Annotated in this window: 28 protein-coding genes and 1 pseudogene; 6 read left to right on the top strand and 23 right to left on the bottom strand. The window is 61.6% G+C overall.

The window, feature by feature from the left end; translation table 11 throughout:
• Window positions 1-29: 29 nt before the first annotated feature.
• From AC0L3I_RS19465 to AC0L3I_RS19410, 12 genes are all read right to left on the bottom strand, one after another.
• Window positions 30-287, bottom strand: coding sequence for a GlsB/YeaQ/YmgE family stress response membrane protein (locus AC0L3I_RS19465; protein WP_473487457.1), 258 nt, complete (start codon window positions 285-287; stop codon window positions 30-32).
• Window positions 288-383: 96 nt separating this feature from the next.
• The gene (gene lpdA / locus AC0L3I_RS19460) at window positions 384-1,847 is read right to left on the bottom strand and encodes a dihydrolipoyl dehydrogenase (RefSeq protein ID WP_473527929.1); all 1,464 of its coding nucleotides are present in this window, start codon (window positions 1,845-1,847) and stop codon (window positions 384-386) included.
• A gap of 18 nt (window positions 1,848-1,865) precedes the next feature.
• Complete coding sequence (locus AC0L3I_RS19455; protein WP_292189368.1) at window positions 1,866-2,504, bottom strand: SGNH/GDSL hydrolase family protein; 639 nt, start codon at window positions 2,502-2,504, stop codon at window positions 1,866-1,868.
• Window positions 2,505-2,649: 145 nt separating this feature from the next.
• Window positions 2,650-4,032 (bottom strand): pyruvate dehydrogenase complex dihydrolipoamide acetyltransferase, encoded by a 1,383-nt coding sequence (locus AC0L3I_RS19450; RefSeq protein ID WP_473527928.1) that lies wholly within the window; start codon window positions 4,030-4,032, stop codon window positions 2,650-2,652.
• A gap of 18 nt (window positions 4,033-4,050) precedes the next feature.
• On the bottom strand, window positions 4,051-5,436 hold the full coding sequence (locus tag AC0L3I_RS19445) for a pyruvate dehydrogenase complex E1 component subunit beta (RefSeq protein WP_473527927.1): 1,386 nt from the start codon (window positions 5,434-5,436) through the stop codon (window positions 4,051-4,053).
• 15 nt (window positions 5,437-5,451) lie between these two features.
• Window positions 5,452-6,492, bottom strand: a complete 1,041-nt coding sequence (gene pdhA / locus AC0L3I_RS19440) for a pyruvate dehydrogenase (acetyl-transferring) E1 component subunit alpha (RefSeq protein ID WP_473527926.1) — start codon at window positions 6,490-6,492, stop codon at window positions 5,452-5,454.
• 171 nt (window positions 6,493-6,663) lie between these two features.
• On the bottom strand, window positions 6,664-6,987 hold the full coding sequence (locus tag AC0L3I_RS19435) for an FtsB family cell division protein (RefSeq protein ID WP_473527925.1): 324 nt from the start codon (window positions 6,985-6,987) through the stop codon (window positions 6,664-6,666).
• Window positions 6,988-7,167: 180 nt separating this feature from the next.
• A complete protein-coding gene (gene eno, locus AC0L3I_RS19430) occupies window positions 7,168-8,442 on the bottom strand; it encodes a phosphopyruvate hydratase (protein ID WP_473487450.1) in 1,275 nt (424 codons plus the stop codon).
• A 401-nt stretch (window positions 8,443-8,843) separates the two neighbouring features.
• Window positions 8,844-9,209: a PRC-barrel domain-containing protein gene (locus AC0L3I_RS19425; protein ID WP_095494874.1), complete on the bottom strand. Its 366-nt coding sequence runs from the start codon at window positions 9,207-9,209 to the stop codon at window positions 8,844-8,846.
• A gap of 192 nt (window positions 9,210-9,401) precedes the next feature.
• Window positions 9,402-9,605 carry a dodecin family protein gene (locus AC0L3I_RS19420; protein ID WP_095494875.1) on the bottom strand — a complete coding sequence of 68 codons (204 nt, stop codon included), beginning with the start codon at window positions 9,603-9,605 and terminating at the stop codon, window positions 9,402-9,404.
• Between the two features lie 103 nt (window positions 9,606-9,708).
• Window positions 9,709-10,539: a 3-deoxy-8-phosphooctulonate synthase gene (gene kdsA / locus AC0L3I_RS19415; protein ID WP_473527924.1), complete on the bottom strand. Its 831-nt coding sequence runs from the start codon at window positions 10,537-10,539 to the stop codon at window positions 9,709-9,711.
• Window positions 10,536-11,459 (bottom strand): VOC family protein, encoded by a 924-nt coding sequence (locus tag AC0L3I_RS19410; RefSeq protein ID WP_473527992.1) that lies wholly within the window; start codon window positions 11,457-11,459, stop codon window positions 10,536-10,538. The genes kdsA and AC0L3I_RS19410 overlap by 4 nt, the downstream gene beginning before the upstream one ends.
• Before the next feature lie 109 nt (window positions 11,460-11,568).
• Between AC0L3I_RS19410 and AC0L3I_RS19405 the strand changes: the two genes are divergently transcribed.
• Window positions 11,569-11,694 (top strand): hypothetical protein, encoded by a 126-nt coding sequence (locus tag AC0L3I_RS19405; protein ID WP_473527923.1) that lies wholly within the window; start codon window positions 11,569-11,571, stop codon window positions 11,692-11,694.
• A 28-nt stretch (window positions 11,695-11,722) separates the two neighbouring features.
• On the opposite strand, the gene AC0L3I_RS19400 is transcribed toward AC0L3I_RS19405, so the two are convergent.
• Together AC0L3I_RS19400 and AC0L3I_RS19395 are read right to left on the bottom strand one after the other, a co-directional pair.
• Entirely contained in the window at window positions 11,723-12,013 is a 291-nt protein-coding gene (locus AC0L3I_RS19400; protein ID WP_192364685.1) for a Dabb family protein, read from the bottom strand.
• Between the two features lie 105 nt (window positions 12,014-12,118).
• Window positions 12,119-12,253: a hypothetical protein gene (locus AC0L3I_RS19395; RefSeq protein ID WP_473487446.1), complete on the bottom strand. Its 135-nt coding sequence runs from the start codon at window positions 12,251-12,253 to the stop codon at window positions 12,119-12,121.
• Window positions 12,254-12,500: 247 nt separating this feature from the next.
• Between AC0L3I_RS19395 and AC0L3I_RS19390 the strand changes: the two genes are divergently transcribed.
• Window positions 12,501-13,757: a class I SAM-dependent methyltransferase gene (locus tag AC0L3I_RS19390; RefSeq protein WP_473527922.1), complete on the top strand. Its 1,257-nt coding sequence runs from the start codon at window positions 12,501-12,503 to the stop codon at window positions 13,755-13,757.
• Window positions 13,758-13,892: 135 nt separating this feature from the next.
• Here AC0L3I_RS19390 and AC0L3I_RS19385 read toward each other — a convergent pair.
• Window positions 13,893-14,326: pseudogene (locus tag AC0L3I_RS19385) on the bottom strand (NAD(P)/FAD-dependent oxidoreductase); the annotation flags it as partial.
• Window positions 14,327-14,594: 268 nt separating this feature from the next.
• On the opposite strand from AC0L3I_RS19385, the gene AC0L3I_RS19380 reads away from it, so the two are divergent.
• The gene (locus AC0L3I_RS19380; RefSeq protein WP_473527991.1) at window positions 14,595-15,191 is read left to right on the top strand and encodes a 5-formyltetrahydrofolate cyclo-ligase; all 597 of its coding nucleotides are present in this window, start codon (window positions 14,595-14,597) and stop codon (window positions 15,189-15,191) included.
• Here the strand turns inward: AC0L3I_RS19380 and AC0L3I_RS19375 are convergent.
• A complete protein-coding gene (locus AC0L3I_RS19375; RefSeq protein ID WP_023675099.1) occupies window positions 15,188-15,661 on the bottom strand; it encodes an Lrp/AsnC family transcriptional regulator in 474 nt (157 codons plus the stop codon). The genes AC0L3I_RS19380 and AC0L3I_RS19375 overlap by 4 nt on opposite strands.
• A 159-nt stretch (window positions 15,662-15,820) precedes the next feature.
• Here AC0L3I_RS19375 and ald point away from each other — a divergent pair, with 159 nt between their 5' ends.
• Both ald and AC0L3I_RS19365 read left to right on the top strand, forming a co-directional pair.
• A complete protein-coding gene (gene ald, locus AC0L3I_RS19370) occupies window positions 15,821-16,936 on the top strand; it encodes an alanine dehydrogenase (protein WP_473527921.1) in 1,116 nt (371 codons plus the stop codon).
• Window positions 16,937-17,202: 266 nt separating this feature from the next.
• A complete protein-coding gene (locus tag AC0L3I_RS19365; protein WP_473527920.1) occupies window positions 17,203-18,381 on the top strand; it encodes an outer membrane protein in 1,179 nt (392 codons plus the stop codon).
• Here the strand turns inward: AC0L3I_RS19365 and AC0L3I_RS19360 are convergent.
• From AC0L3I_RS19360 to AC0L3I_RS19330, 7 genes are all read right to left on the bottom strand, one after another.
• A complete protein-coding gene (locus AC0L3I_RS19360) occupies window positions 18,354-18,821 on the bottom strand; it encodes a DUF1203 domain-containing protein (protein ID WP_473527919.1) in 468 nt (155 codons plus the stop codon). The genes AC0L3I_RS19365 and AC0L3I_RS19360 overlap by 28 nt on opposite strands.
• A gap of 77 nt (window positions 18,822-18,898) precedes the next feature.
• Window positions 18,899-19,705, bottom strand: a complete 807-nt coding sequence (gene dapB / locus AC0L3I_RS19355) for a 4-hydroxy-tetrahydrodipicolinate reductase (protein WP_473487441.1) — start codon at window positions 19,703-19,705, stop codon at window positions 18,899-18,901.
• 316 nt (window positions 19,706-20,021) lie between these two features.
• Entirely contained in the window at window positions 20,022-20,579 is a 558-nt protein-coding gene (locus AC0L3I_RS19350) for an OmpA family protein (RefSeq protein WP_473487440.1), read from the bottom strand.
• A gap of 99 nt (window positions 20,580-20,678) precedes the next feature.
• A complete protein-coding gene (locus tag AC0L3I_RS19345; RefSeq protein ID WP_473487439.1) occupies window positions 20,679-21,242 on the bottom strand; it encodes a GNAT family N-acetyltransferase in 564 nt (187 codons plus the stop codon).
• Window positions 21,242-22,099 (bottom strand): 3-mercaptopyruvate sulfurtransferase, encoded by an 858-nt coding sequence (gene sseA, locus AC0L3I_RS19340; protein ID WP_473487438.1) that lies wholly within the window; start codon window positions 22,097-22,099, stop codon window positions 21,242-21,244. Before sseA ends, AC0L3I_RS19345 begins: the two co-directional genes overlap by 1 nt.
• Window positions 22,100-22,133: 34 nt before the next feature.
• A complete protein-coding gene (locus tag AC0L3I_RS19335; protein ID WP_473487437.1) occupies window positions 22,134-22,874 on the bottom strand; it encodes an alanyl-tRNA editing protein in 741 nt (246 codons plus the stop codon).
• The gene (locus AC0L3I_RS19330) at window positions 22,874-23,908 is read right to left on the bottom strand and encodes a cysteine synthase A (RefSeq protein WP_473527918.1); all 1,035 of its coding nucleotides are present in this window, start codon (window positions 23,906-23,908) and stop codon (window positions 22,874-22,876) included. Before AC0L3I_RS19330 ends, AC0L3I_RS19335 begins: the two co-directional genes overlap by 1 nt.
• A 210-nt stretch (window positions 23,909-24,118) precedes the next feature.
• On the opposite strand from AC0L3I_RS19330, the gene AC0L3I_RS19325 reads away from it, so the two are divergent.
• Complete coding sequence (locus AC0L3I_RS19325; RefSeq protein WP_473527917.1) at window positions 24,119-24,940, top strand: SDR family oxidoreductase; 822 nt, start codon at window positions 24,119-24,121, stop codon at window positions 24,938-24,940.
• Window positions 24,941-25,005: the final 65 nt, after the last annotated feature.

The following is a 25,005-nucleotide window of genomic DNA, read 5'->3' as shown; positions in this document are numbered from 1 at the left end:
GCCGTTTTCGCATGGCAAGAGTTCAGCAACTAACGGCGCACCATGCGCCCTGCCCAGATCAACAGGCAGGCGCCAATGAAACCGGTGATCAGATAAGCGATCCAGCCGGCGCCGAAAGCGCCGATATTGAGCGCCTGCAGGATGGCATTCAGCACGATCGCGCCGACGATGCCAAGAACGATGTTCATCAAGATGCCCATGTTGCTTTTCATGAACATCTCGGCAAGCCACCCCGCTAAACCGCCGATGATGATAGCTGCGATCCAGCCCACGCCATTCACGTCCATATGCCCTCTCCTTGTGTGATGAATGCATCCGGAAACGAATTACCTTGCCGTTGAGTTCCTTGGCTTTCACGTGTCGAGTCTCACGCGGTCAATTTATCACGCGTTCAGCGCGCGGCCATAGGCGTCGAGGACGCTTTCCTTCATCATCTCCGACAGCGTCGGATGCGGGAATATCGTATGCATCAGTTCTTCCTCGGTGGTCTCCAGATTCATCGCCACGACAAAGCCCTGGATCAGCTCGGTCACTTCGGCGCCGACCATATGCGCGCCGAGCAACTGCCCAGTCTTCTTGTCGAAGATGGTCTTGACGAATCCCTGGTCTTCACCGAGCGCGATGGCTTTGCCGTTGGCGGCGAACTGAAAGCGGCCGACGCGGATGTCCTTGCCCTCGGCCTTCGCTTTCGCTTCGGTCAACCCGACGGAGGCGACCTGCGGGTTGCAATAGGTGCAGCCCGGAATCTTCAGCTTGTCAGTGGCGTGCACGCCGGGGAAATTGGCGATCTTTTCCACGCAGACCACGCCTTCATGTTCGGCCTTGTGGGCGAGCATGGGCGGGCCGGCGACATCGCCGATGGCATAGATGCCGGGGACATTGGTGTTGCCGTAGCCGTCGACGACGACGCAGCCGCGTTCGGTCTTCACACCGAGCGCTTCGAGGCCGAGATTTTCGATATTGCCCTGCACGCCGATGGCCGAGATCATGCGGTCGGCGGTGATCTTCTCGACCTTGCCGTCCTTCATCTCGACATGCGCGGTTACCGAATTCGTACCCTTCTCGACCTTGGTGACCTTGGCCTCGAGGATGATCTTCATGCCTTGCTTCTCGAACTGCTTCTGCGCGAATTTCGAGACCTCTGCGTCCTCGACCGGCATCACCGCCGGCAACAACTCGACCACTGTCACCTCCGAGCCCATGGTGCGGTAGAATGAGGCGAATTCGATGCCGATTGCGCCCGAACCCATCACCAGCAGCGACTTCGGCATCTCCTTCGGCACCATCGCTTCAAAATAGGTCCAGATCAGCTTGCCGTCGGGCTCGATGCCGGGCAGCGCACGCGGCCTGGCGCCGGTCGCCAGGATGAGGTGCTTGGCGGTGTAGGTGCCCTCACCCTTGACGCCCTTGGGCGCCGGCGGCTGCGGCTCCATCGGCTTCTTCGACGATTTCGACACGACGATCTCGGCTGGTTTATCGCCGGAAGCCGCCTTGGCCAGCTTGGCCTCGCCCCAGATGACGTCGACCTTATTCTTCTTCATCAGGAAGGCAACGCCGCCGTTCAGCCGCAACGAGACCTTTCGCGAGCGGTCGACCACGGCAGCGGTATCGACGCTGACCTTACCGTCGATCTTCAAGCCGTAGTCCTTCAGATGATCGGAATAGTGCATGATCTCGGCCGAGCGCAGCAGCGCCTTGGTCGGGATGCAGCCCCAGTTGAGGCAGATGCCCCCGAGATGCTCGCGCTCGACGATTGCCGTCTTGAAGCCGAGCTGGGCGGAACGCACCGCCGTGACGTAGCCGCCGGGGCCGGAGCCGATGATGATGACGTCGTAGTTCTCAGCCACGGATTTCTCCCTGATTCTCTAGAGTTCCAGCATGACGCGCACGATTGGCGCCAATGCCTGCCCGATTTTCCGCGTGTTCTCCGCGTCGAGATGGACACCGTCGAGCGGCGTGGTCTCGGCCACCGAGCCCGCATCGAAGAAGCCGCAGCCGGCCTCGTCGGCAAGAGCGGAATATTGCGGTGCCAGCCGCTTCGACGCTTCATCGCCGCCGGCGAACATTTCCTTGAACTCGGCGTTTTCCGTGCGGCTGACCGCGGGCGGCGCGACGATCAGGATCTGCGGCGCCGGCCAATCGAATGGGTAATCGTGCCCGCGCACGATATCGACCAGGCGCTGGACGCCCTGCTTGGCGGCGACCGGATTGCCGTGGATCCACGGCTTCATGTCGTTGGCGCCGAGCATGATGATGATCAGGTCGATCGGCGCATGCGTCATCAGGATCGTCGGCAGCATTCTTGCGCCGTTACGGTCGGCGCCGGCCAGATGGTCGTCGAAAGCTGTTGTGCGGCCGTTCAAGCCTTCGGCGATGACCTCGATACCGCCTCCCAACGTCGCCTGCAGCACACTCGGCCAGCGGTCCTTGAGCGGGTGGCGATCCAGACTTGCGGCATCATAGCCCCAGGTCAGCGAGTCGCCGTAGCAAAGAACTGTTTTCATGCGCTTGCCCCGCTCCCGCCAAAGCCTGCTTGTGCGCGCTTTACCCGCCAGCCCACGAACAGCCAATGCACGACGATCGTTGCGACGCTGGCAAGGCTGAAGGCAAAAAGGCTGGTGGAGAATTTCCGCACCGCCTTCTTCCTTTCTAGACCAGCATGCCCATCGGGTTTTCGATTATGCGCTTGAAGGCGCCGAGCAGTTCGGCGCCGAGCGCGCCGTCGACGGTGCGGTGATCGGTCGACAGCGTCACCGACATGATTGTCGCGATCTTGATCTCACCGTTCTTGACCACCGCACGCTCCTCGCCGGCGCCGACCGCCAGGATCGTCGCATGCGGCGGGTTTATGACGGCGGCAAAGTCCTTGATGCCGAACATGCCGAGATTGGACACTGCCGTGGTGCCGCCCTGGTATTCTTCCGGCTTCAGCTTGCGGCTGCGGGCACGGCTGGCAAGATCCTTCATCTCGTTGGAGATGACCGACAGCGTCTTTTCGTCGGCGCGCCGGATAATAGGCGTGATCAGGCCGCCGGGGATCGATACGGCAACGCCGACATCGGCATGTCTGTGCTTGACCATGGCGCTCTCGGTCCATGAGGCATTGGCATCCGGCACCGCCATCAGCGCCTTTGCCATCGCTTTGATGACCATGTCGTTGACCGACAGCTTGTAGGCCGGCGTTTCACCCTTGTCGGTTTTCTTCACCGGGGCGGCCGCGTTGATCTGCGTGCGCAGCGCCAGAAGTGCATCGAGTTCGCAATCGAGCGTCAGGTAGAAATGCGGGATGGTGGTCGTGGCCTCTACCAGCCGGCGCGCAATGGTCTTGCGCATGTTGTCATGCGGGACAAGTTCGTAGGAGCCTTCGGCAAACAGTTTAAGCACCTGGTCGTCCGACATTGGTCTTGGCGCGACAGCCGGAGCCGGAGCGCCGGCAGGTGCGGCTTTCGCGGCTGGCGCCGCCTTGGCGCCACCACCGGAAATCGCTGCATCGACATCGGCCTTGACCACGCGGCCATGCGGGCCGGAGCCGGTCACCGCGGAGACATCGACACCGGCTTCCCGGGCGATGCGACGGGCAAGCGGCGAGGCGAAGATGCGGTCACCGCTTGCATGGCCGTTGGCGACCGGAGCCGCCTGGGGCGCCGGTGCGGCCGCAGGTTTCGGCGCTTCCGGCTTTGGGGTTTCCGCCTTTGGTGCTTCAGTTTTGGGGGCTTCTGTTTTTGGTGCCTCGGCTTTTGCCGGAGCGGCAGCGCCGTCACCGCTCTTGGCGGCAGCCGCCGCATCCTCGCCTTCGGCGGCGAGCACGGCGATCAGCGCGTTGACCTTGACGCCTTCGGTACCGGCCGGAACCACTAGCTTCGCGACCGTGCCTTCGTCGACGGCCTCGACCTCCATCGTCGCCTTGTCGGTCTCGATCTCGGCGATCACGTCGCCCGGCGAAACCTTGTCGCCCTCCTTGACCAGCCACTTGGCAAGGTTGCCCTCTTCCATCGTTGGCGAGAGGGCCGGCATGGTGATGTTGATCGGCATGTTTTCCTCCCGCCCTGCTCAGCGATATGTGACGGCTTTGACCGCCTCGACGACCTCGCCGACATTGGGCAGCGCCAGCTTTTCGAGGTTTGCCGCATAGGGCATCGGCACGTCCTTGCCGGCAATGGTGATGACCGGCGCGTCGAGGAAATCGAAGGCGCGCTGCGACACCTGGTTGGCGATATGGTCGCCGACCGAGCTCTGCGGAAACCCTTCTTCCACCACCACCAGCCGATTGGTCTTCTTGACCGAGGCGATAATGGTGTCGAAATCGAGAGGGCGGATGGTCCTGAGGTCGATGACCTCGGCATCGATACCCATGCCGCGCAATTCGGCCTCGGCCTTCACCGTGTAGGTCATGCCGATGCCGAAGGAGACGATGGTGACATCCTTGCCGGATTTGTGGATGCGCGCCTTGCCGATCGGCAGCACGAAATCGTCCATCTTCGGCACGTCGAAGGACTGGCCGTAAAGGATCTCGTTCTCGAGGAAGATGACCGGGTTCGCGTCGCGGATCGCGGCCTTCAGCAACCCCTTGGCGTCCGCGGCGGTGTAGGGCATCACCACTTTCAGGCCGGGAATGTGGCTGTACCAGGCGGCATAGCACTGCGAATGCTGGGCGGCGACACGGGCGGCCGCGCCGTTCGGCCCGCGAAACACGATGGGCGCGCCCATCTGGCCGCCGGACATATAGAGCGTCTTGGCGGCGGAGTTGATGATCTGGTCGATCGCCTGCATGGCGAAGTTGAAGGTCATGAACTCGACGATCGGTCTCAGGCCGGCCATCGCCGCGCCAACGCCGACGCCGGCAAAACCGTGCTCGGTGATGGGCGTATCGACGACGCGCCGCGCCCCGAATTCCTGCAGCAGCCCTTGCGTGATCTTGTAGGCGCCCTGGTACTCGGCGACCTCCTCGCCCATCACGAAGACGTCGTCGTCACGGCGCATTTCCTCGGCCATCGCGTCACGCAGCGCTTCGCGCACGGTGGTCGAGACCATTTCCGTGCCGGCCGGGATGTCGGGATCGGCGGCGATTTCGGTTCTCGGCGCCGCGGCGACAGGTGCTGCGCCCTCGCTTTTGGCCGCAGCAGGCGCTGGCGCTGCTGTTTCAGCCTTGGCAGGTTCCTCGCCGATGCCTTCGCCTGCCTTGTCGATGTCTTCACCATCAAGGGCGAGCACGGCGATCAGCGTGTTGACCTTGACACCTTCGGTGCCGGCAGGAACCACGATCTTGGCTAGCGTGCCTTCGTCGACGGCCTCGACTTCCATCGTGGCCTTATCGGTTTCGATCTCGGCGATGACATCACCAGCGACAACCTTATCGCCCTCTTTCTTCAACCATTTGGAAACATTGCCCTCTTCCATGGTCGGCGAGAGAGCGGGCATGAGAATTTCGATCGGCATGTCCTTGCCCTCTCGTTACAATACGATGTCGGTCCAGAGCTCGGACGGATCCGGCTCTGCGTCGTTCTGGGCAAATTCGGCGGCGTCGGCGACAATGTCGCGAACCTCCTTGTCGACGGTCTTGAGCTCGTCCTCGTCGGCCCACTTCTTGTCGAGCAGGCGAGCCCTGACCTGCTCGATCGGGTCACGCTCGGAGCGCATCTTCTGCACTTCTTCCTTGGAGCGATATTTTGCCGGATCGGACATCGAGTGACCGCGGTAGCGGTAGGTCTGCATTTCGAGAATCAGCGGCCCCTTGCCGTCACGGCACCATTCGGTTGCGAGATCGCCGGCTGCCTTGACTGCACGGACGTCCATGCCATCGACCTGGATACCGGGGATCTTGAAGGAGGCGCCGCGGTGCGAAAAATCCGTCTCGGCCGACGAACGCGATACCGAGGTGCCCATGGCATAGCGGTTGTTCTCGATGATATAGATCACCGGCAGCTTCCACAGCGAGGCCATGTTGAAGCTCTCATAGACCTGACCCTGATTGGCGGCGCCGTCGCCGAAATAGGTCAGGGTCACGTTGTTGTTGCCGCGATAGCGATTGGCGAAGGCGAGGCCGGTGCCGAGCGAAACCTGCGCCCCGACAATGCCGTGGCCGCCGTAAAAATGCTTCTCCTTGGAGAACATGTGCATGGAACCGCCCTTGCCCCTGGACAAGCCGCCGCGGCGCCCGGTCAATTCGGCCATGACGCCGCGCGGCGACAGTTCCATGGCCAGCATGTGACCATGGTCGCGGTAGGCGGTGATCATCTGGTCGCCGTCGATCAGCGCCATCTTCATGCCGGTGACAACTGCTTCCTGGCCGATATAGAGATGGCAGAAGCCGCCGATGAAGCCCATGCCGTAGAGCTGGCCGGCCTTTTCCTCGAAGCGGCGGATAAGCAGCATGCGCCGGTAGGCGTCAAGCTCCTCGTCCTTGGTGAAGTCGACAGGTTTGGGGGCTGAAAGCCCCGCCGATTTGCCGTCGGATCTGGATTTGGCAGGCGCTTTTCTGGCGGCGGTGGCCATGCATCACTCCCTGTTGGCGTCTCTTGCGGACACTGAGGGAGATCAGTTCTCCCCACCGATTTGGGAAGGCTAACACGCGAGAAAGCGTTTCGCCATGCTGAAAAATGCATGGCTGACATGCATCTAAGCGATTAAAATCATTGAAAATATCGGCGATTAACTTGAAAATGGTTATCTTGCCGGTGGCGGTAACATGATGGTGATTTCGTCGGCATGGGACATATTGAGCGCCCTACGCGCCTGCTCGTCGAGCATATCCTTCTCCATCGTGCCCTGATGCATCAGCTGAACGCGTCTCTGCAGGTCGATCCGGCGCGCCTTGACGGCATCGAGCTTACTTTGCAGATCGACGGTTTCGGCTTGCAACCGATACTTGGAATAGATGCCGAATTCGCCGTGATAGGCGTGGAAGCCGAAATAGGCGAGGAATGCCACGCAGAGCGAGGGAATGATCAGCCGACCGGTATTTCTCTGCTTGTGCTGACGTGTCCACATGATCCAAATCCCTTAGAGCGCCGCGCGTCCTCTTGGACGCGCAAAGGACGCTCTAACACTCTGCGACCTAGCCCTTTCTCGCTCGATTGTGCTTAATGGACGGTTACGGACGACCGGATTTGGTGGTGTTGAGACAGAAAAGGCGGGGAATGCCCCCGCCTTTTCATTATTTGTGTGGACTCAGCCTTTCACGATCGACTTGCCGGCGTAGAGCGCCTGCTTGCCGAGCTCTTCCTCGATGCGGATGAGCTGGTTGTACTTGGCCATGCGATCCGAGCGCGACAGGGAGCCCGTCTTGATCTGTCCGCAATTGGTGGCAACGGCGAGATCGGCGATGGTCGAATCTTCGGTTTCGCCCGAGCGGTGCGACATGACAGCGGTGTAGCCGGCCTTGTGCGCGGTCTCGACGGCGTCGAGCGTTTCGGTCAGTGAGCCGATCTGATTGACCTTGACCAGGATAGAATTGGCGACGCCCATGCGGATGCCGTCGCGCAGCCGCGCCGTATTGGTGACGAACAAATCGTCACCGACCAGCTGCGTCTTCTTGCCGATGAGGTCGGTCAGCGTTTTCCAGCCATCCCAATCGTCTTCGGCCAACCCGTCCTCGATCGTGATGATCGGATAGTCTGCCGCGAGCTTGGCCAGATATTTGGCCTGGGTCTTCGGATCGCGGGTCTTCTTCTCGCCTTCATAGACGTAGTTGCCGTCCTTGAAGAATTCGGTCGCGGCGCAATCGAGGCCGAGCGCAACCTCTTCGCCCGGCTTGAAGCCAGCCTTCTCGATCGATTCCATGATGAAATCGAGCGCAGCGGGCGCGCTTTTCAAGTTAGGAGCGAAGCCGCCCTCGTCGCCGACATTGGTGTTATGGCCGGCGTCCTTCAGCCGCGTCCTCAATGTGTGAAAGATTTCCGAGCCCCAGCGCACCCCGTCGCGCAGTGTCGGCGCGCCGATCGGCAGGATCATGAATTCCTGGAAGTCGATCGGGTTGTCGGCATGCGCGCCACCGTTGATGATGTTCATCATCGGCACTGGAAGCACATGCGCCTTGCTGCCACCGACATAGCGGTAGAGCGGCAGGCCGGCCGCTTCCGCCGCAGCCTTAGCGACAGCCAGCGAGACGCCGAGGATGGCATTGGCACCGAGCCGGCTCTTGTTGGGCGTGCCGTCGAGCTCGATCATGGTCTGGTCGATGTGGATCTGGTTCTCGGCTTCCATACCGCCGATCGCCTCGAACAGCTCGCCATTGACGGCCTCTACCGCCCGCAGGACCCCCTTGCCGAGGTAGCGTGCGCCGCCGTCGCGCAGTTCGACCGCCTCATGCGCGCCGGTCGAGGCGCCGGAGGGCACCGCAGCGCGGCCCATCGAGCCGTCTTCGAGCACGACGTCGACCTCGACGGTCGGGTTTCCGCGGCTGTCCAGGATTTCACGCCCGACAATGTCGATGATGGCAGTCATTGCGATGTCCCCGATTGATCCGACGAAGCGTCGGGCACCTCTTAGCCAAAGTGCTGCAAAACGCAATCGGGGCGTCCGCAAATAGTGCCGCCACCTCCGCCATGCCGGTTCACGAAGCACAAATTGCTGTCATCATAAGTCATGTCAGTCATAAGTCTTGGCGGCATACGGCTTTCTGGTTTATGCTCGCGCTGCGCGGGGCGAAACAGGAGGAGTTTCGCCATGTCTCAGTTGAGCGGTATCGTGAGTTTGTTCCTGATCGCGGCGGCGTTTCTCACGTCGTGTGACACTCAGCAGCCTCAGCAGGGCGCGGTAGAGTTGTCGACCCTTGCGGCGGAGTAGATATCCCAAAAAAAGGCCCCGGTCCAACCGGGGCCTTTTTTGATTCCGGCAGAGCAAGGTCAATGCCAATAAGGCTCCACCTTGTAGTAGCTGTATGAAGCATCACGCGCGGCCTCGCCGTCGGCGCCCGTCAATTCGTTGATCGAATAGGCGGGAGCAGCCTTCAGTTGCTCCTTCGTGAACGGTACGACATAGCCGCCCTTGTTCTCGTCATAGTCGAGGCTCGCCCACGGAATGGCGTGGTACTTCTCGCCGATGCCGAGAAATCCGCCAAAGCCGATCACGGCAAACATGATTCCATTCGACAACTTGTCGAGCATGACATCCTCGATGTCGCCGATGTGCGTGCCTTCCGTGTTGTAGACGGATGTGCCGATGACCCGCGAGGCAGCGATGGCTTCAGTGTGTCCTGTCTGGGTGGTCATTGTGTACTCCTCGTTGTCGTTGACGCTATGCCTGACAATGAGGGGCGCGGATGAAGGTTCCAGAGTTTTCGACGCTAGAGCGGGATGCATTCAAATTGAACTGAGCATGAGCATCCCGCTCTATCTATTTGTTTTAGCTGCATTTCAGCGACGTCAAGTGATTCCACTTGGCTGCAAAAATGCTCTAACCGGTCACTCAGCGAGGATGAAGGTGACCTTCATATTGACGCGATACGCGGAGATCTTGCCGTCCTCGACGACCACCTTCTGGTCCTGAATCCAGGCGCCTTCGACGTTCTTCAAGGTCTTTGCGGCGCGCGCAATTCCCAGTTCGATGGCTTCTTGAAAACTCTTATTAGACGATGATGTGATTTCGGTGACGCGGGCGACGGACATGGCTTCCTCCTCCAAGGCACTCTGTTGCCTGGGCAGCGTACAACCGGCACCGGTTGATCACAAGTTGAGGGGTCGGGATTTGGGGTCGGCCCCCCAAGCCTGCTCAGCCCTTGGCGACGCGATCGAATGCCATCAGCCTTTCAAGCAGCGCCCGAAGGTCCTTCAGCGGCACCATGTTGGGACCGTCGGAGGGGGCATTGTCGGGATCCTGATGCGTCTCGATGAAGACGCCGGCGACACCGACCGCAACCGCAGCGCGCGCCAGCGTCTCGACGAAGCGCCGATCGCCACCCGAGGAGCCGCCCTGCCCGCCCGGCTGCTGCACCGAATGCGTGGCGTCGAAAATCACCGGCGCGCCGATCTCGGCCATGATCGGCAGCGCGCGCATATCGGACACCAGCGTGTTGTAGCCGAAAGACGCGCCGCGCTCGGTGACCAGTACGTTGGGGTTTCCGGAACCGGTGATCTTGGCGACAACGTTCTTCATGTCCCACGGTGCGAGGAACTGGCCCTTCTTCACGTTGACGACCTTGCCGGTTCTTGCTGCCGCGATCAGCAGATCGGTCTGCCGGCTGAGGAATGCCGGAACCTGCAGGATATCGACATGCGGCGCCACGACCGCGCACTGTTCCTCGGTGTGGATATCGGTCAGGATCGGCAGCGAAAACGCCTTGCGCAAATCGTCGAAGACGGGCAGCGCCGCATCGAGGCCGGCGCCGCGCGTGCCGCCAAGCGAGGTGCGGTTGGCCTTGTCGTAACTGGTCTTGTAGACGAGGCCCAGCCCCAGCTTCTCAGTCAGTTCCTTCAGCGCCCCAGCCATGTCGAAGGCGTGCTGGCGGGATTCAAGCTGGCACGGGCCGGCAATCAGCGATAGCGGCGCGGTGTTGCTGAAGACGACATTGCCGACAGTTACGGACGAATTGGGCTTGTTCATGCGATCTCCCGGAAAATGAAGGCCGCACCCTGCCCGGATGCCGGCCGCACGACAATATCATTGCCGCGTATTTCGTGTTCGACGGAACTGGCTGCAAGCAGCTTGGCGACCGTGTCTGCGAAGCGAACTGAAAAGACGATCCCCGCGAAGCGGAGTTCCGATGGCGCGCCGGCAGGTATGTCGAAGCGCGTTTCGAAAGCAACGGGGTCAAGCAGGGTCAAGGTTGCGTTCGGCAGGCCAAACGCAGTGCTGCTCCCCTGTCCGGCAGCCGGACTGCGCGTCGCGATCGAAATCAATCGGTGCTGTTCGGATGGCTCGTTGCTGACCGCCACGACTTCGATGATGCCGGTTGCGCCATTGGGGTGGATCTGCAACGCGGTGCGGTCTACCTTCGGCGCATTGATCCGCTCGCAGGCGAACAGGAATGCGTCCGTCGCCCCGGTGCCGGAGGCGAAGGCCAGTTTGAACGATGCCGTGTCGCTCTCTCCCGCCGGGTCGGTGAAGGCGCGCGAAAAGCTCAGCATGTCTCCGGCAGACAGGCCGGCTTCGACATAGCGCACGTGATCGGCATCCGCATCTTCGGTGCCCAAGACCAGGGCGGAAAATCCCTCATTGCCGCGCTTGTCGCGATAGGCACGATCAGACGCGACGAAGACGTTGCCGTCGGCGATCGCTTTCGCCGCCGCTTGCCCGTTGCCAACTGCCAGTGGCTCGAGATATGTGCCGTCCTCAAGGAAGACGCAGCAGTTTTCCGTCCCGAAAGGATGGATGCCGGTCGGCGCCACGACAAAGCCAAGCGAAACCAGCCGCGCCCGCGCCACGTCGAGGCTCGCGGTCGGCAGCACAAGATGGTCAAGCGGATAGGTGCCCGGCGGATAAGGGCCTGGCGGATAAGGGCCTGCTGTCTTCGTCTCGGTCATGCCGGGCGCGGTGTGCATCATTCCGGAATTTGGTTCAAGAGCCTCGCCTGACGCCGCAAGGATCCAAGGCAGCCGATCGCGTGGCCGCGTTACGCGAACGTCAACCAAAATGAGAAAGATCCTGTTCATAGCGGCAGCGGTCGTCGCGATGGCTGTTCTCGCCATGCTGGTCTGGGACGCGCCGAAGCGGCCGGGCGCCGAATCGACAGACCCGACCGCCGCTCAGACGGAGTAACGTTGCTCCTGCTTCGCTCAATTTCTCTTCAGGTTGCAGCCACAACATCCGCCGAATATCGCAATTCGCGCAGCGGTTTGACCTGGCTGGTCGTCTCGGCATAGAGCGGATGCGCCTTGTAGGCGGCCAGAGCGGCATCATCCTCGAACTCGGCATAAACGACCACGTCGATCTCGTCCGAAAGCGGGTCGACCTTGCTGTTGAGCGTCACCTCGAAAAGACGGGAATGGGGGATGTTGCCCAGCGCCAGCAAGCCCGTGCGCACGACCTCGACATCCTCTTTGTGCCGCGCGCTGAAGAAAACGATATGCCGGATCAACCCCAGCCTCCTCGATCGATGTGCAAGCGTGTTTTGTGTGGGCAAAACGGTCGCGTCAACCGGCAACGATGTCGCGGCGACAACGCGTTGGGCGGGGAAAAGAACCTATACCATCCCGGTGATGTAGCGCACGATGCGCGTTATCTCGCTGACCGTGGTGTCGAGATAGCGGCCCTGATTGTAGAGTCCGTCCCAGATCAGGAAGAACGTGACGGTGCAGATGACGATGACATAACGCATGGCTAAAACTACTGCATCTGGGTGGCTGCAACCATAGTGATTCCGGCGTTGATCAGCGCCCTCCCGCAAAATCTATCCATTGATCCATGTTCGCTTGCCTTGGCTCTTGAAGTTCCCTTTGATGGCATGAAAGATTGCTGCGGGGATTCATCGGGAAGCGGCGTTCGCGCCCTGGCGAATGAACTGCGAGAGAGTGTTGAAACCGGCGATTTTGCGCCGGCGCCGCAAAAGTCCCGGGGGGCGTGACATGGCTCACAAGGAAGACACCAGCGTTGCGTCGGGCGACGCGGTCAGATTGGACGAATTCAATTTCGCCGAGACCGTCAAAGGCCTGCCGGCCAAGGCGCGCATGGTGCTGTCGGCGGCGATGAACCTGCCGCGTGGCTCGCTCAAGGTGAGGATGCCGGACGGTCGCGCCGTCCTCGTCGGCGGCAAGGGCCCGGGTCCGGACGCCGAACTGGTGCTCAAGAACTGGCGCTTGCCCGGCCGTGCCTTCACCGGCGGCACCATCGGCATCGCCGAATCCTACATGGACGGCGATTGGGACAGTCCCGATGTGACCAGTTTCCTGGAACTGTTCGTAGTCAATTCAGAAATCGGAGAGCGCATCGCCGGGGGCGCCAACTGGCTGATCAACGCCGTCCAGCGTGTTCGCCACTGGTTCAACCAAAACACCCGCACCGGCTCGAAGCGCAACATTTCGGCGCATTACGATCTCGGCAACGCCTTTTACAAGGAATGGCTGGATCCGAGCATGACCTATTCGTCGGCGCTCTATGCGGCTGGCGCCAACGATCTGGAAAGCGCGCAAGCCGCCAAATATCGCGCGCTGGCCAAGGACACGGGCATCGGCGCGAACGACCACGTGCTTGAAATCGGTTGCGGCTGGGGCGGCTTTGCCGAATTCGCGGCGCGCGAGATCGGCTGCCGCGTCACCGGGCTGACGATCAGCCGCGAGCAGCATGATTTCGCCAGCGCACGCGTCCAGAAGGCTGGATTTGCCGACAAGGTCGACATCAAGCTGCAGGACTACCGCGACGAAACCGGTTCCTACGACCGCATCGCTTCGATCGAGATGTTCGAGGCGGTCGGCGAAAAATACTGGCCAGTGTTTTTCGGCAAGATGAAGGATTGCCTGCGGCCTGGCGGCACCGCCGGCCTGCAGATCATCACCATCAACGAGAAAGCCTACGACACCTATCGCGCCCGGCCGGATTTCATCCAGCGTTACGTCTTCCCGGGCGGCATGCTGCCGACGCCGTCGATCCTGAAAACGCTCGGCAAAGACCATGGCCTTGCTCATCTGCGCGAGCGCATTTTCCCGGACGACTATGCCCGCACGCTCGCCGAATGGCGCCACCGCTTTTGGGGGTCATGGGAAAAGATCGTCCCACTCGGTTTCGACGACCGCTTCAAGAAGCTCTGGGTGTTTTACCTGCATTATTGCGAAGCTGGCTTCCGCGCCAGCTACATCGATGTGCGCCAGGTGGTTTACAGGGCTTAGGGCGTCCGCCGACGGGTTGATCGTGCCCTGGCTGATGAGGTAGCACAATCACGTCGCGGTTGGTGTCCGGCGCCTCGCAGATGATCTTCGAGGCGTTGATCTCCGGGAATTGCCGCCCGCGGGCACGGTAATTTTTTGGTGGAAGGCCAGCAGAATGCGCCGTCGAATGGTGGTGGCATCCTCCAGCGTCTTCAACCCTGGCGCGAAAGGCTCCCATTCGTCATGGCCGAAATAGGCGTGGCGGGCGCCGGTGGCCAGCAGCAGCGTGTCGTAGGCGACCGCGCCGCCATCATCGAACAGCACGCGCTTGCCGACGCGGTCGACGCCGCTGACGGTGGCGAGCAGCGTCGTCACGTCCTTGCGCTTGCGCAGGAGATGGCGGATCGGCCAGGCGACTTCCGAGGTCGCCAGCGCCGTGGTCGCCACCTGGTAGAGCAGCGGCTGGAAGAGATGATGGTTGCGCTTGTCGATCATGGTGATGCGCACCGGCGCACCGTCAAGCGCGCGGGTGAATTCGAGCCCCCAAAGCCCGCCCCGACGACGACGACATGATGGCTGGATTCGTTCATCTCATTCACTCCGGGAGAACAGGTTGGCCGGGAGAGAAGGTCGGCCGGGAGAGAAGGCTGGAGAGCAATTTCGCCAAATCTGATGTAGGGACTTTTGTGCACTGCAACAACATCCGACTTTGCTGACTGCCCGCCCTAAGATGTCGCGAATGTACATGCCCTATCCTGCCGCCGAGTATAATTTCATTGAAACTGACGACAGGAGTGGAACTTGGATAGCGATCATGACGATGAACGTCCGGCTCACTATTCCTCGCCCCCTTGCTTCATGCACGACCCGGAATTCCGGGCGCCCCTATCCGACTGGACCGACGTGAAACGATGGCGCAAGACCGAGCGCGAGCGGCTGATTGCGGCGCGCCTCGCTGTCTCGGCTGACGCGCGAACGGCAATGTCGCAGCGCATCGGCGAAAGCCTCGACGCGGTTATCGGCGACGTCGCCGGCCGCGTGGTCAGCCTCTACTGGCCGTTCCGCGGCGAGCCGGATCTGCGGCCATGGATGGCTTCCGTCAATGAGCGCGGCGGCCGTACCGCACTGCCTGTTGTGATCGAGAAAGGCCGGCCGCTTGTCTTTCGCGCCTACACACCGGGCGACCGACTGGAGAAGGGCGTCTGGAATATCCCGATCCCGGCTGAAGGCGATCCGGTGCTGCCCGACATCGTCATCTCACCGATCGTCGGCATCGATCCGGGACAGTATCGGCTGGGCTATGGCGGTGGCTTCTTCGACCGCACACTGGCGGCGATGCCTTTCAAGCCGCTGGTCATCGGTGTCGGCTACGAACTGCAGCGCATTGCCACCATCTATCCGCAGCCGCACGACATCCCGATGGACCGGGTGGTGACGGGGGCCTTCAAGGCCTAAGCAAGTTCCGGCTTCATCCCCACCGCCGTCCGGTCGACGATCTCGCGCAAGGCGAAGGATGAATTGATCTTCGTCACATGCGGCATCGCCGACAGCCATTCCTTGTGGATACGCTCATAGTCGACGAGGTCCTTTGCCGCGATGCGCAGGATATAATCGTATTCACCCGACATCAGGTGGCAGGACAGGACATTCGGGCAGCGCTTTATCGCCGCCTCGAAATCCGACAGCGTCTTCTCGAATTGCCCCGACAGCGATATATGCACGATCGCCGTCATCTGGTGGCCAAGAGCGGCATTGGAAAGCCGGGCGTGATAGCCGCGGATGGTTCCGGATTTCTCCAGATTGTCCAGCCGCCGCGAGCAGGCCGACTGCGACAATCCGACCTTCTCGGCAAGCGCCGCGTTGGGTATCCGCCCATCCTTCTGCAACGTTTCGAGAATGGCGATATCGATCCTGTCGAGTGGCATTTTTCGGGATTCCTGCGACAATCCAGCTGTTTTGCGCAACGATTATCGAGCCGTGCCCTTCTGCGCAAGCGCATTCGCAAACACTTACGGGACGATTCGTGGTTCACTATGTCTAAACAGGGAACGTGCCTCAAAGGGCCGGATCAGGAGGAGAAGAAGATGCGCGTCGGCTGCCCCAGGGAAATCAAGAACCACGAATACCGCGTCGGCCTGACGCCGGGCTCGGTCCGCGAATATGTCGCGCATGGCCACGAAGTACTGATCGAGGCCGGTGCCGGCGCCGGCATCGGCGCCGACGACAACGCCTATCGCGCCGCTGGCGCCACCATCGCCAAGACGGCCGCCGACGTGTTTGCCAAGTCCGACATGATCGTCAAGGTCAAAGAGCCGCAGCCCAATGAGTGGGCTCAGCTCCGCGACGGCCAGATCCTCTATACCTATCTCCATCTCGCTCCGGATCCGGAGCAGACCAAGGGCCTGCTGGCCTCGGGCGTAACGGCCATCGCCTACGAGACGGTCACCGACGACCGCGGCGGCCTGCCGCTGCTGGCGCCGATGTCGGAAGTCGCCGGCCGCCTGTCGATCCAGGCCGGCGCCACCGCGCTGCAGAAGGCCAATGGCGGCCGCGGCGTGCTGCTTGGCGGCGTGCCCGGCGTTCTGCCCGGCAAGGTCACGGTGCTCGGCGGCGGCGTCGTCGGCCTGCACGCCGCCCGGATGGCGGTCGGCCTTGGCGCCGACGTCACCATCATCGACCGCTCGATCCCGCGCCTGCGCCAGCTCGACGATATCTTCGGCGGCCGCGTCCACACCCGCTATTCGACCGTCGAGGCGCTGGAAGAGGAATGTTTTTCGGCCGACATCGTCGTCGGCGCCGTGCTGATCCCGGGCGCCGCCGCGCCGAAACTCGTTTCGCGCGAGATGCTGTCGGGCATGAAGAAAGGCTCGGTGCTTGTCGACGTCGCCATCGACCAGGGCGGCTGCTTCGAGACCTCGCACGCCACAACTCATGCCGCGCCGACCTATGAGGTCGACGGCGTCATTCACTATTGCGTTGCCAACATGCCGGGTGCGGTGCCGGTCACTTCGGCCCACGCGCTCAACAACGCAACGTTGCATTACGGCCTGCAGCTCGCCGACAAGGGCCTGAAGGCGCTGATCGACGATCATCATTTGCGCAACGGCCTGAATGTCCACAAGGGCAAGATCACCAATCGCGCGGTGGCCGAAGCACTCGGCTATGAGTTGGTCGAGCCGAAGGCCGTTCTCGCCGCCTGAACCCGCCGCTCAATCCTCTCCCGACAGAGCCGCCGACGCCCTCGGCGGCTCTTTTTTCCACAAGCAAATTTCACGGTTTGCGATTGGCTGATCGGCTTTGGTGGTGAAGGCGTTTACGGTGAACTGACCGTTGGGTACGACTATATGGTGTCGCCGCGCTTCCTGATCGGCGGACTTCTGGATGCCCATGCCGGCAACATTGAAACCACGCTCGATGTTGCTGGTTTTGAAGCTTCGGTCCGCGAGACCTACGGTTTCGACGCTGGGTGCGGCTTGGTTATCTCTTCACGCCGAACACTTTGGGCTATGTGCTGGGTGGCTATTCCTGGCAGAAATACAAACTCGACACGAACGCTGGTTTTGATTTCGATTGGGACCAGAGCGGCTACTTCGTCGGAGCTGGCGTTGAAACGGCCATCAACAGTAACTGGACCATCAAGTCAGAATATCGCTATACCCGCTTCGGCACTAATGATGATCTCCTTTCCGATTTCGGTGTGCCGGATGGCACCCTCAACCTCGACACGTCGCGGCATACGTTCCAGGTTGCGGCCAACTACCGCTTTGGCGCCCAGAATGGTGGCGTCGCCTCTTTTGAGGCTCCTGCCTACAACTGGACCGGCTTCTACGTCGGCGGCGCCGCCGGTGCGGGTGCATCGGTGCATCAGATCGACGTTCCGCCGGCTGGCGACCTCGAGTTCAACGGGATCGGTGGCGAAGGCGTGTTCGGCGAATTGAACGTCGGCTTCGACCATGATTTCGGCAGCTGGGTCGCAGGCGTCATGGTGGATGCCCGCTACTCCGGCATGACTTCGGAACTTGAGATCCCGGGCGGGTCGATCAATCTGGATACTGATTACGGATTCGATGTGCTTGGTCGTGTCGGTATGAAAGTCAACGAATCAACCCTCGCCTACGTGCTCGGTGGTTACAGTTGGCAGCACTTCGATCTGAACGCGTCTTCACCCATCGGCGATATCCTCGATTGGGACTCCAGCGGCTTCTCGGTGGGTGGGTGGTCTGGAAACGGCCATGTCCAGCAACGTGACCGTCGGCCTCGAGTACCGCTATTCGCAGTTCTCCGAGAAGGATTTCTCGTCGGAACTTGGGCTGCCGGACCACCTCCACGCCTTCGTTCCATACCGTCCGCATCGGCGCGAAGTACAAGTTCAACTAAAAACCGTCCAGACAACAGTCAAAGCCCGCCGGTCATTCCGGCGGGCTTTTTCTTTGGGGCGGAAGAAATGCGGGGCGGACAGGGCGGGCAACAAAAAAGCGGAGCCAAAGCCCCGCTTCCTCTGATATCGAGACTTCCCGCCGGTTCATCCGCGGTCGGCAAATCGATCGACAGTCATTCCGTAACGCGACAATGCGACAGGCGTACGACAGCTGCGACCGATGAATACCGCCCGGATCGTCACGCGCGCTCGATCCGGCACTGGTAGCAATTGTTGCGCGCCGAGCGGACATGCACATAGGCGATATCGTTGCGCTCGAACAAGGTCTCGGCCCGCGCCGCGATAGCGGCCGTTGGAATGACGCCGCCGCTGCCATAGACGATGCGGTCGTCCCTGCCGTAGCCGCGCACGATGTAGTCGGCACTTTCGAGCATTTCTGGAAGCGCCTCGGCTTCGGCGGCGCGCTCGCATTCCTCGGCATGCAGAAAGATCGGTCCGGTTTCGGCGTAGGGCTGCAATTCCGGGAATGGCCGGTAGGCCAGGATGAGATAGGCGCCTCGGGCGATCACGTTCTTCAGGCAGTGGCGGCAAGGCACGCCGTCGCCGTCGGATATTTTCCGCTCTGGTATCAGGCCATAGGCGTCCGGCGCGCCGCGCTGCAAGGCTCTGACATCTTCCGTGGGCAAGGCTTTGAACTGGATGGTCATGGCGAAATCTCCGGTATCGTCGACCGGAAATTACGCCGCTGCGCCAGCGTCTCCCACCCGATTCCTGCCAATTTGGATCAGTCCATCAAGGCGTCGAGACCGCGCACCAGCCCTGTGATCTCCTGTACCCGCCTGATAGCGAGCAGTGTGCCGGCCACGTAAGGAGCAGCGGACGAGCCGGCGTCGTGACGAATGGTCAGCCGCTCGTCGGGCAGGCCGAACAGCGCCTCACAGGACAGGATGTAGGAAGGCAGGCGAAGCGCATGCACCTGCACCCCCTCGCCCGTACCGACCGCCGCACCGCGGGTTCCCGGCACACCCGAGACCTCCGAGACCGGCCGCACCGTCGAAGCCTTGCGGACATCGGCCAGCGCTTCGGCAAGCTCGCGCGCGGTGCCGGACGGCGCGTCGGGTTTCTTGGCGCTCGCATAGTCGATCACCTCGACATCCGGCACGTATTTCGCCGCCATCAGGGCAAACCGCTTCATCAGCGTGGCGGTGATCGAAAAATTGCCGGCTGCAATGACGCCGACACGATTGGCGCGTGCTGCAGCGTCGATCTCGCCGAAATCGGTCGCACCCAGCCCCGACGTGCCGATCACAACGTGCCGCCCCTTCTCTATGGCCAGCAGCGCATGGTCTTTCACCACATGCGGCCTGGTGTAGTCGACCAGCACGTCCGACGGTACCTCCAGCGCCTCGGTCAGCGAGGCGGAAACGGTGATGCCGTTGGCCGGCATGCCAACCAGGAGGCCGGAATCCTGCCCCGCGCCGCTGCGCGACACAGCCCCGGCCAGTGCCATGTCGCCTTGCGCCCCGATCGCCGGAACCAGTGCCTTGCCGATCCAGCCGGTCGCACCGGCCATCACCACCCGAATCGTCATCGTTTGATCCTCCATCATCATTGGAGCGCCACGCGTCCTTTTTGGACGCGCAAAGGACGCTCCAACATTTGAGTCTACGCATCGTGCTTTCCGAAAATCGATCCCGATTTTCGGGCCGATGCGGTAGGCTTTGACCGACAGCGATATGGAAAGAGCGCGACTCATTCAAGCCAGGCTCTTTTTCGGCTGTTGATCCAGACCGCAGTGACTGAGCCTGTTTCGAAAATTACAGCGGCGAGTCAGATGATGGTGTCTTCGAGAACCGGAAGCGCAGAAAACGCCTTCAGATGGCCGCCAATGCGGATTTCGGACAGGCTCAGCGGATGAAGTCGTCGAAGCGGCGCAGCGTCACCCGGCGATTGCGCCAATTCTCGTTCTGCGTCTGCACCAGCAGGAATTCCTCGCCGTAGCCGACGGTTTCCAATGTATAGTCCGGCACGCCGAATTCGCGCACCAAGGTGCGCTTCAGCGAAGCGGCGCGCTGTTCGGAGAGGATCTGGTTCGACTGGAAAGAGCCGACCGCGTCGGTATGGCCTTCGATCAGCACGCGGGCACCGCGGTCGCGCCGCAGGATGCGCCGAAGCGCATCGGCGATATTTTCGATCTTGCCATATTGCGATTCGGAAATGGCCGCCGAGCCAAAGGCGAAATTGATCGACTGGATATCGATCGAACGGGCCATGCGCCGCAGGTCCGGCCGCCTCTTGAATTCGCGGATGGAGACGCGCTGGTTCGGGCGCAGCTTAACGCGGGGTGCGGCCTCGAGCTGACGCTCGATCGTCGCCGCCGAAGGCGTGGTTGCCTGGGCGGCGGCAAAGGTCGGCACGGCGAGGGCCGCAATCAGCGCGGCGGCAAATGTGCGTCGGGTCAGCATGTCTTTTCTCCTTCGGCCTCTGCCGCATTGATGGTGCCGGCAAGATGGCAAAGACAAGCTGAAGCATTGATGAACAATAGGTTCAGTTTGCGGAGAAAATCATGGCCGCATGACACTGGCCGCACGCTCGGCGAAGGTCATTGGATGCACGATCTCCTTCTTTTGCGCGACCGGTGCAAAGCCGAGCTTCTGGTAGAGCGGCAATGCCGCCGGATGGTCGAGCGTGCAGGTCTGCACCGTCACCCGCCTTGGGCCGTGCGACCAGGCGGCGGCGATCGCCGCACCGAGGAACCAACGGCCGATGCCTTGGCCGGTCGCGTGCTCCATCATGCCGAAATAGGCAAGTTCCACTTCTTCAGGCAGATGCGGCTTTAGGTCGAAGAAGCCGGCCGGAGATCCATCGAGATACAGCACCCTGATGTCGCGGTCCTCGCGATGGATGCCTGCAGAAAGCTCCTCGTCGCTCAGCCTCAGCACGTTGACCCAGTGCCATTTGCGGCCTACCCGATCCATCAAATAGCGGTAGAAATGCAGCGGAATGTCTTTGGTCTTCAGCAGAGCGACCTGGCGGTTGTACGGCACCGGCGGCGAATAGGCCGGCGGCACATGCATTTCGAGAAACGTCACCGTGACCTCGATGTCTTCAAGCGCTCCGTTTTCCATCACTGTCGATCCTTGCCCGTCACGACGGGCGTATCGCCAAGCCCTCCCCATTCCGTCCATGAACCGTCGTAGAGCCTGTTGTCGGTATGGCCAAGCGTCTCAAGCGCCAGCGTGATCGCCGCCGCAGTGACGCCTGAGCCGCAAGAGGTGACAACCGGCTTCGACAGGTCGATGCCTGCGTCCTCGATCACCTTGCGCAATCGGTCTTTCGACAGCAGCTCGCCGTCCTCGGCAAGCGCCGAAAACGGCACATTGTGCGCGCCGGGCATATGGCCCGAGCGGATGCCGGCGCGAGGCTCCGGCTCGGTACCGGCAAACCGGCCAGGCGAACGCGCGTCGGCGATCTGGCTTTCCCCGGTCTCGACGATCCGGCGCATATCGGCCAGGCTGGCGACGCGAGCGGCATCGAAGTCGGCATGAAACACGCAGGGCGCGATCTTCGTCGGCTCCGCCGTTACCGGCCGTCCCTCCGCTTTCCAGCGGTCGAAACCGCCGTCCAATACGTAGACCTGGAACACCCCCATGACACGAAACATCCACCAGGCGCGCGGCGCCGAGAAGAAGCCCGGACCGTCATAGACGACGATGGTGTCGTCGGCCGAAATGCCCATGGCGCCGACATATTGGGCGAAATGCTGCGGCGACGGCAGCGTGTGCGGCAGTGGGGAATCAGGATCCGAGATCGCATCCTGATCCAGGAAACGGGCGCCTGGAATGTGCGCTGCGTCATATTCGGCGCGCGCGTCGCGCTTCTGCGCCGGCAGATACCAGGACGCGTCGACGATGGTCAGGCCAGGCTCGCCGAGGCGCTTCTGCAACCAGTCCGCATCGACGGTGAAAGGGCCGTCTTCGGCCATTCTTCTTCTCCTGCACGCCTTTGACATCTGTTTATCAGGCCGGCGGCATCGGTCCAAAGCGTATTCGGAAGCGCCGGTTCTCGCGACCCTTCTTCTCGATCTTGCCGATATGGATCTCGCCGACTTCTCCAGTGCTCTTTACATGGGTGCCGCCACAAGGCTGGCTGTCGATCGAGGCATTCTCGCCAATGCAGACCAGTCGGATCTTGCCCGTGCCGACGGGTGGCCGAACATTTTTCGATTTCACCAGTCCCGGATTGGCCGCCAGTTCCTCGTCTGTGATCAGCCTGACAAAGACCGGGTGGTCGGCCCGCACCAGATCCATCAGCCTGGCCGTCACGTCTTCCCTGGTGAACCCGGCATCCGGGATGTCGAAGTCGACACGGCTGTCGTCCTCGGAAACCGAGGCGCCGGTGATCGGGAACGGGCAGACGACGGTGAGCAAATGGCAGGCTGTGTGCATGCGCATCAGCAGATACCGCCTCTCCCAATCGACGGCGAGCTTTATCGGTTCGCCGACCTCAAGCACTGCCTGCTCAGGCGGCACATGGATGATCTCGTCCTTGGTCTCGCCGGTGATGGTGGCGGCAACGTTGATCAGGCTGCCGTCGGCGCGTTCGAGGGTGCCGGTATCGCCCGGCTGCCCGCCCGACGTGGCATAGAAGACCGTCCGGTCCAGAATGATGCCGCCACGGTCGTTGACGGCGACAATCGTGGCATCAGCCGTCCTGAGATAGGCGTCGTCGCGAAACAGCGCTTCCGTTTTGTAAGCCATCACGCGACCTTCTCGAACGGCACCGAAATTGTGCTCCGCTGTTCCATCCAGCCCGGCACCGGCAGTTTCTTTTGGCGCAGGAATTCAGGGTTGAACAATTTCGACTGATAGCGCGTGCCGTAGTCGCAAAGCACGGTCACGATGGTGTGGCCGGGACCCATCTCACGCGCCAACCGGATCGCGCCGGCAATGTTGATGCCGGTCGAGCCGCCGACGCACAGACCCTCCTCCTGGATAAGATCGAAGACGATCGGCAGTGCATCCTCGTCCGGAATCTGGAAGGAGAAATCCGGTGTGAACCCTTCCAGATTGGCGGTGACCCGCCCCTGCCCGATGCCTTCGGTGATCGAGCTGCCTTCGGATTTCAGCTCTCCGGTGGTGTAGAAACTATAGAGCGCCGCACCCAGCGGATCGGCGAGCGCGATCTTGACGTCCTTGCTCCTGGACTTAAGCCCGAAGGCGACGCCGGCCAGCGTTCCGCCGGAGCCGACCGCCGAGACGAAACCGTCGACCTTGCCGCCAGTCTGGGCCCAGATTTCTTCCGCCGTGGTGCGGGTATGGCCGTCACGGTTGGCGACGTTGTCGAACTGATTGGCCCAGATCGCGCCGTTCGGCTCGGACTGGGCCATCTGCTCGGCCAGGCGGCCCGACAGTTTCACATAATTGTTGGGGTTCTTGTAGGGAACGGCAGGCACCTCGATCAGCTCGGCGCCAAGCAATTTGATCGTGTCCTTCTTCTCCTGGCTTTGCGTGTCGGGGATGACGATCACGGTGCGGTAGCCAAGCGCCTTGGCCACAAGCGTCAATCCGATGCCGGTGTTGCCGGCCGTCCCCTCGACGATGACCCCGCCCGGCCTCAAGAGCCCGCGCTGCTCGGCGTCGCGGATGATGAACAGCGCGGCGCGGTCCTTCACCGACTGGCCCGGATTCATGAATTCGGCCTTGCCCAGGATCTCGCAGCCGGTTTCTTCCGAGGCTTTGTTGAGGCGGATCAGAGGCGTATTGCCGATCGCTTCGATCACAGAACGGGGCATGGAGATTCCTTTATGCTTGCGGCGGAACCCTAGAAACCCGAAGCTTCGGTTTCAAGGCAAGAATTTGTCTGGTCCAGCGGCATTTCTGGGCTGCAATTCCTAAAATAGACGTCGCCTTCCGCTATTCGTTGAAGCTCCCACTGAAAAGCGCTCTTTTCATTCGATTTCTTCACCGCTAGAGCACAGGCTAAAAAAGTCGCAGGGCATAGCATGACTCTCTACCGGGCCAACCCGAAAGACGGCGTCGCGTGGATCACGGGCGGCAGCAGCGGTATCGGCCGTTCATTGGCCAAGGACCTTGCGGAGCAAGGCTATGCCGTCGCGGTGACGGCGCTCGACGACGATCCGATCGACACGCTTGTTGTCGAGACGGCGCAGATGCCGGGCCATGTCACGGCCTATCCTTGCGACGTCACTGACGAGAAGCGCATGGCAAAGACAGTCGCGGCGATCGAGAAGGATCTTGGCCCGATCGTCTTGGCCGTCTTCAATGCCGGGAGCTATATTGCGACCGCCGGCGAAGACCTCACCGTCCATGGATTTCGCCAGTCCTTCGATGTCAATTATTTCGGCATCATCAACGGCCTGGTGCCGGTCATCGAACGCATGCGCGTCCGCGCGCGCGGCCATATCGTCCTGGTCGGTTCGGTCACCGCCTATTTCGGCTGGCCGACCACGGCCGCCTATGGCGGCACCAAGGCAGCGGTCAATATCCTCGCAGAGTCGCTGAAATACGATTTCGACAAGATGAACGTCCGCATCCAGGTGATAAATCCGGGCTTCGTCGACACCCCGCTGACCGAGAAGAATTTGCTGCCGATGCCCGGTCTGATGCCCGTCAATCGCGCCTCGCGCCGCATGGCGCGCGGCATCAAATCCGGCGGCTTCGAAGTCACCTTCCCGCGCCGCTTGAGCTGGGGCCTGAAGCTGCTCAGAATCCTGCCGAGACCGTTCTGCCGATGGGTCATCGGCACCGCGACCCGCTGGAAGGCGCGTCCGCTGATTTTCGACCGCAAGCCGCCAAGCGAATAGACGGGCCTTCAAAGTTGGCGATCCCGCCGCCGGCGAGACGCCGTTGCCTGTTTGCCATCGCGGCC

It is taken from the genome of Mesorhizobium sp. WSM4840, assembly GCF_055811755.1.
This window is presented reverse-complemented; position numbering and strand designations above follow the sequence as displayed.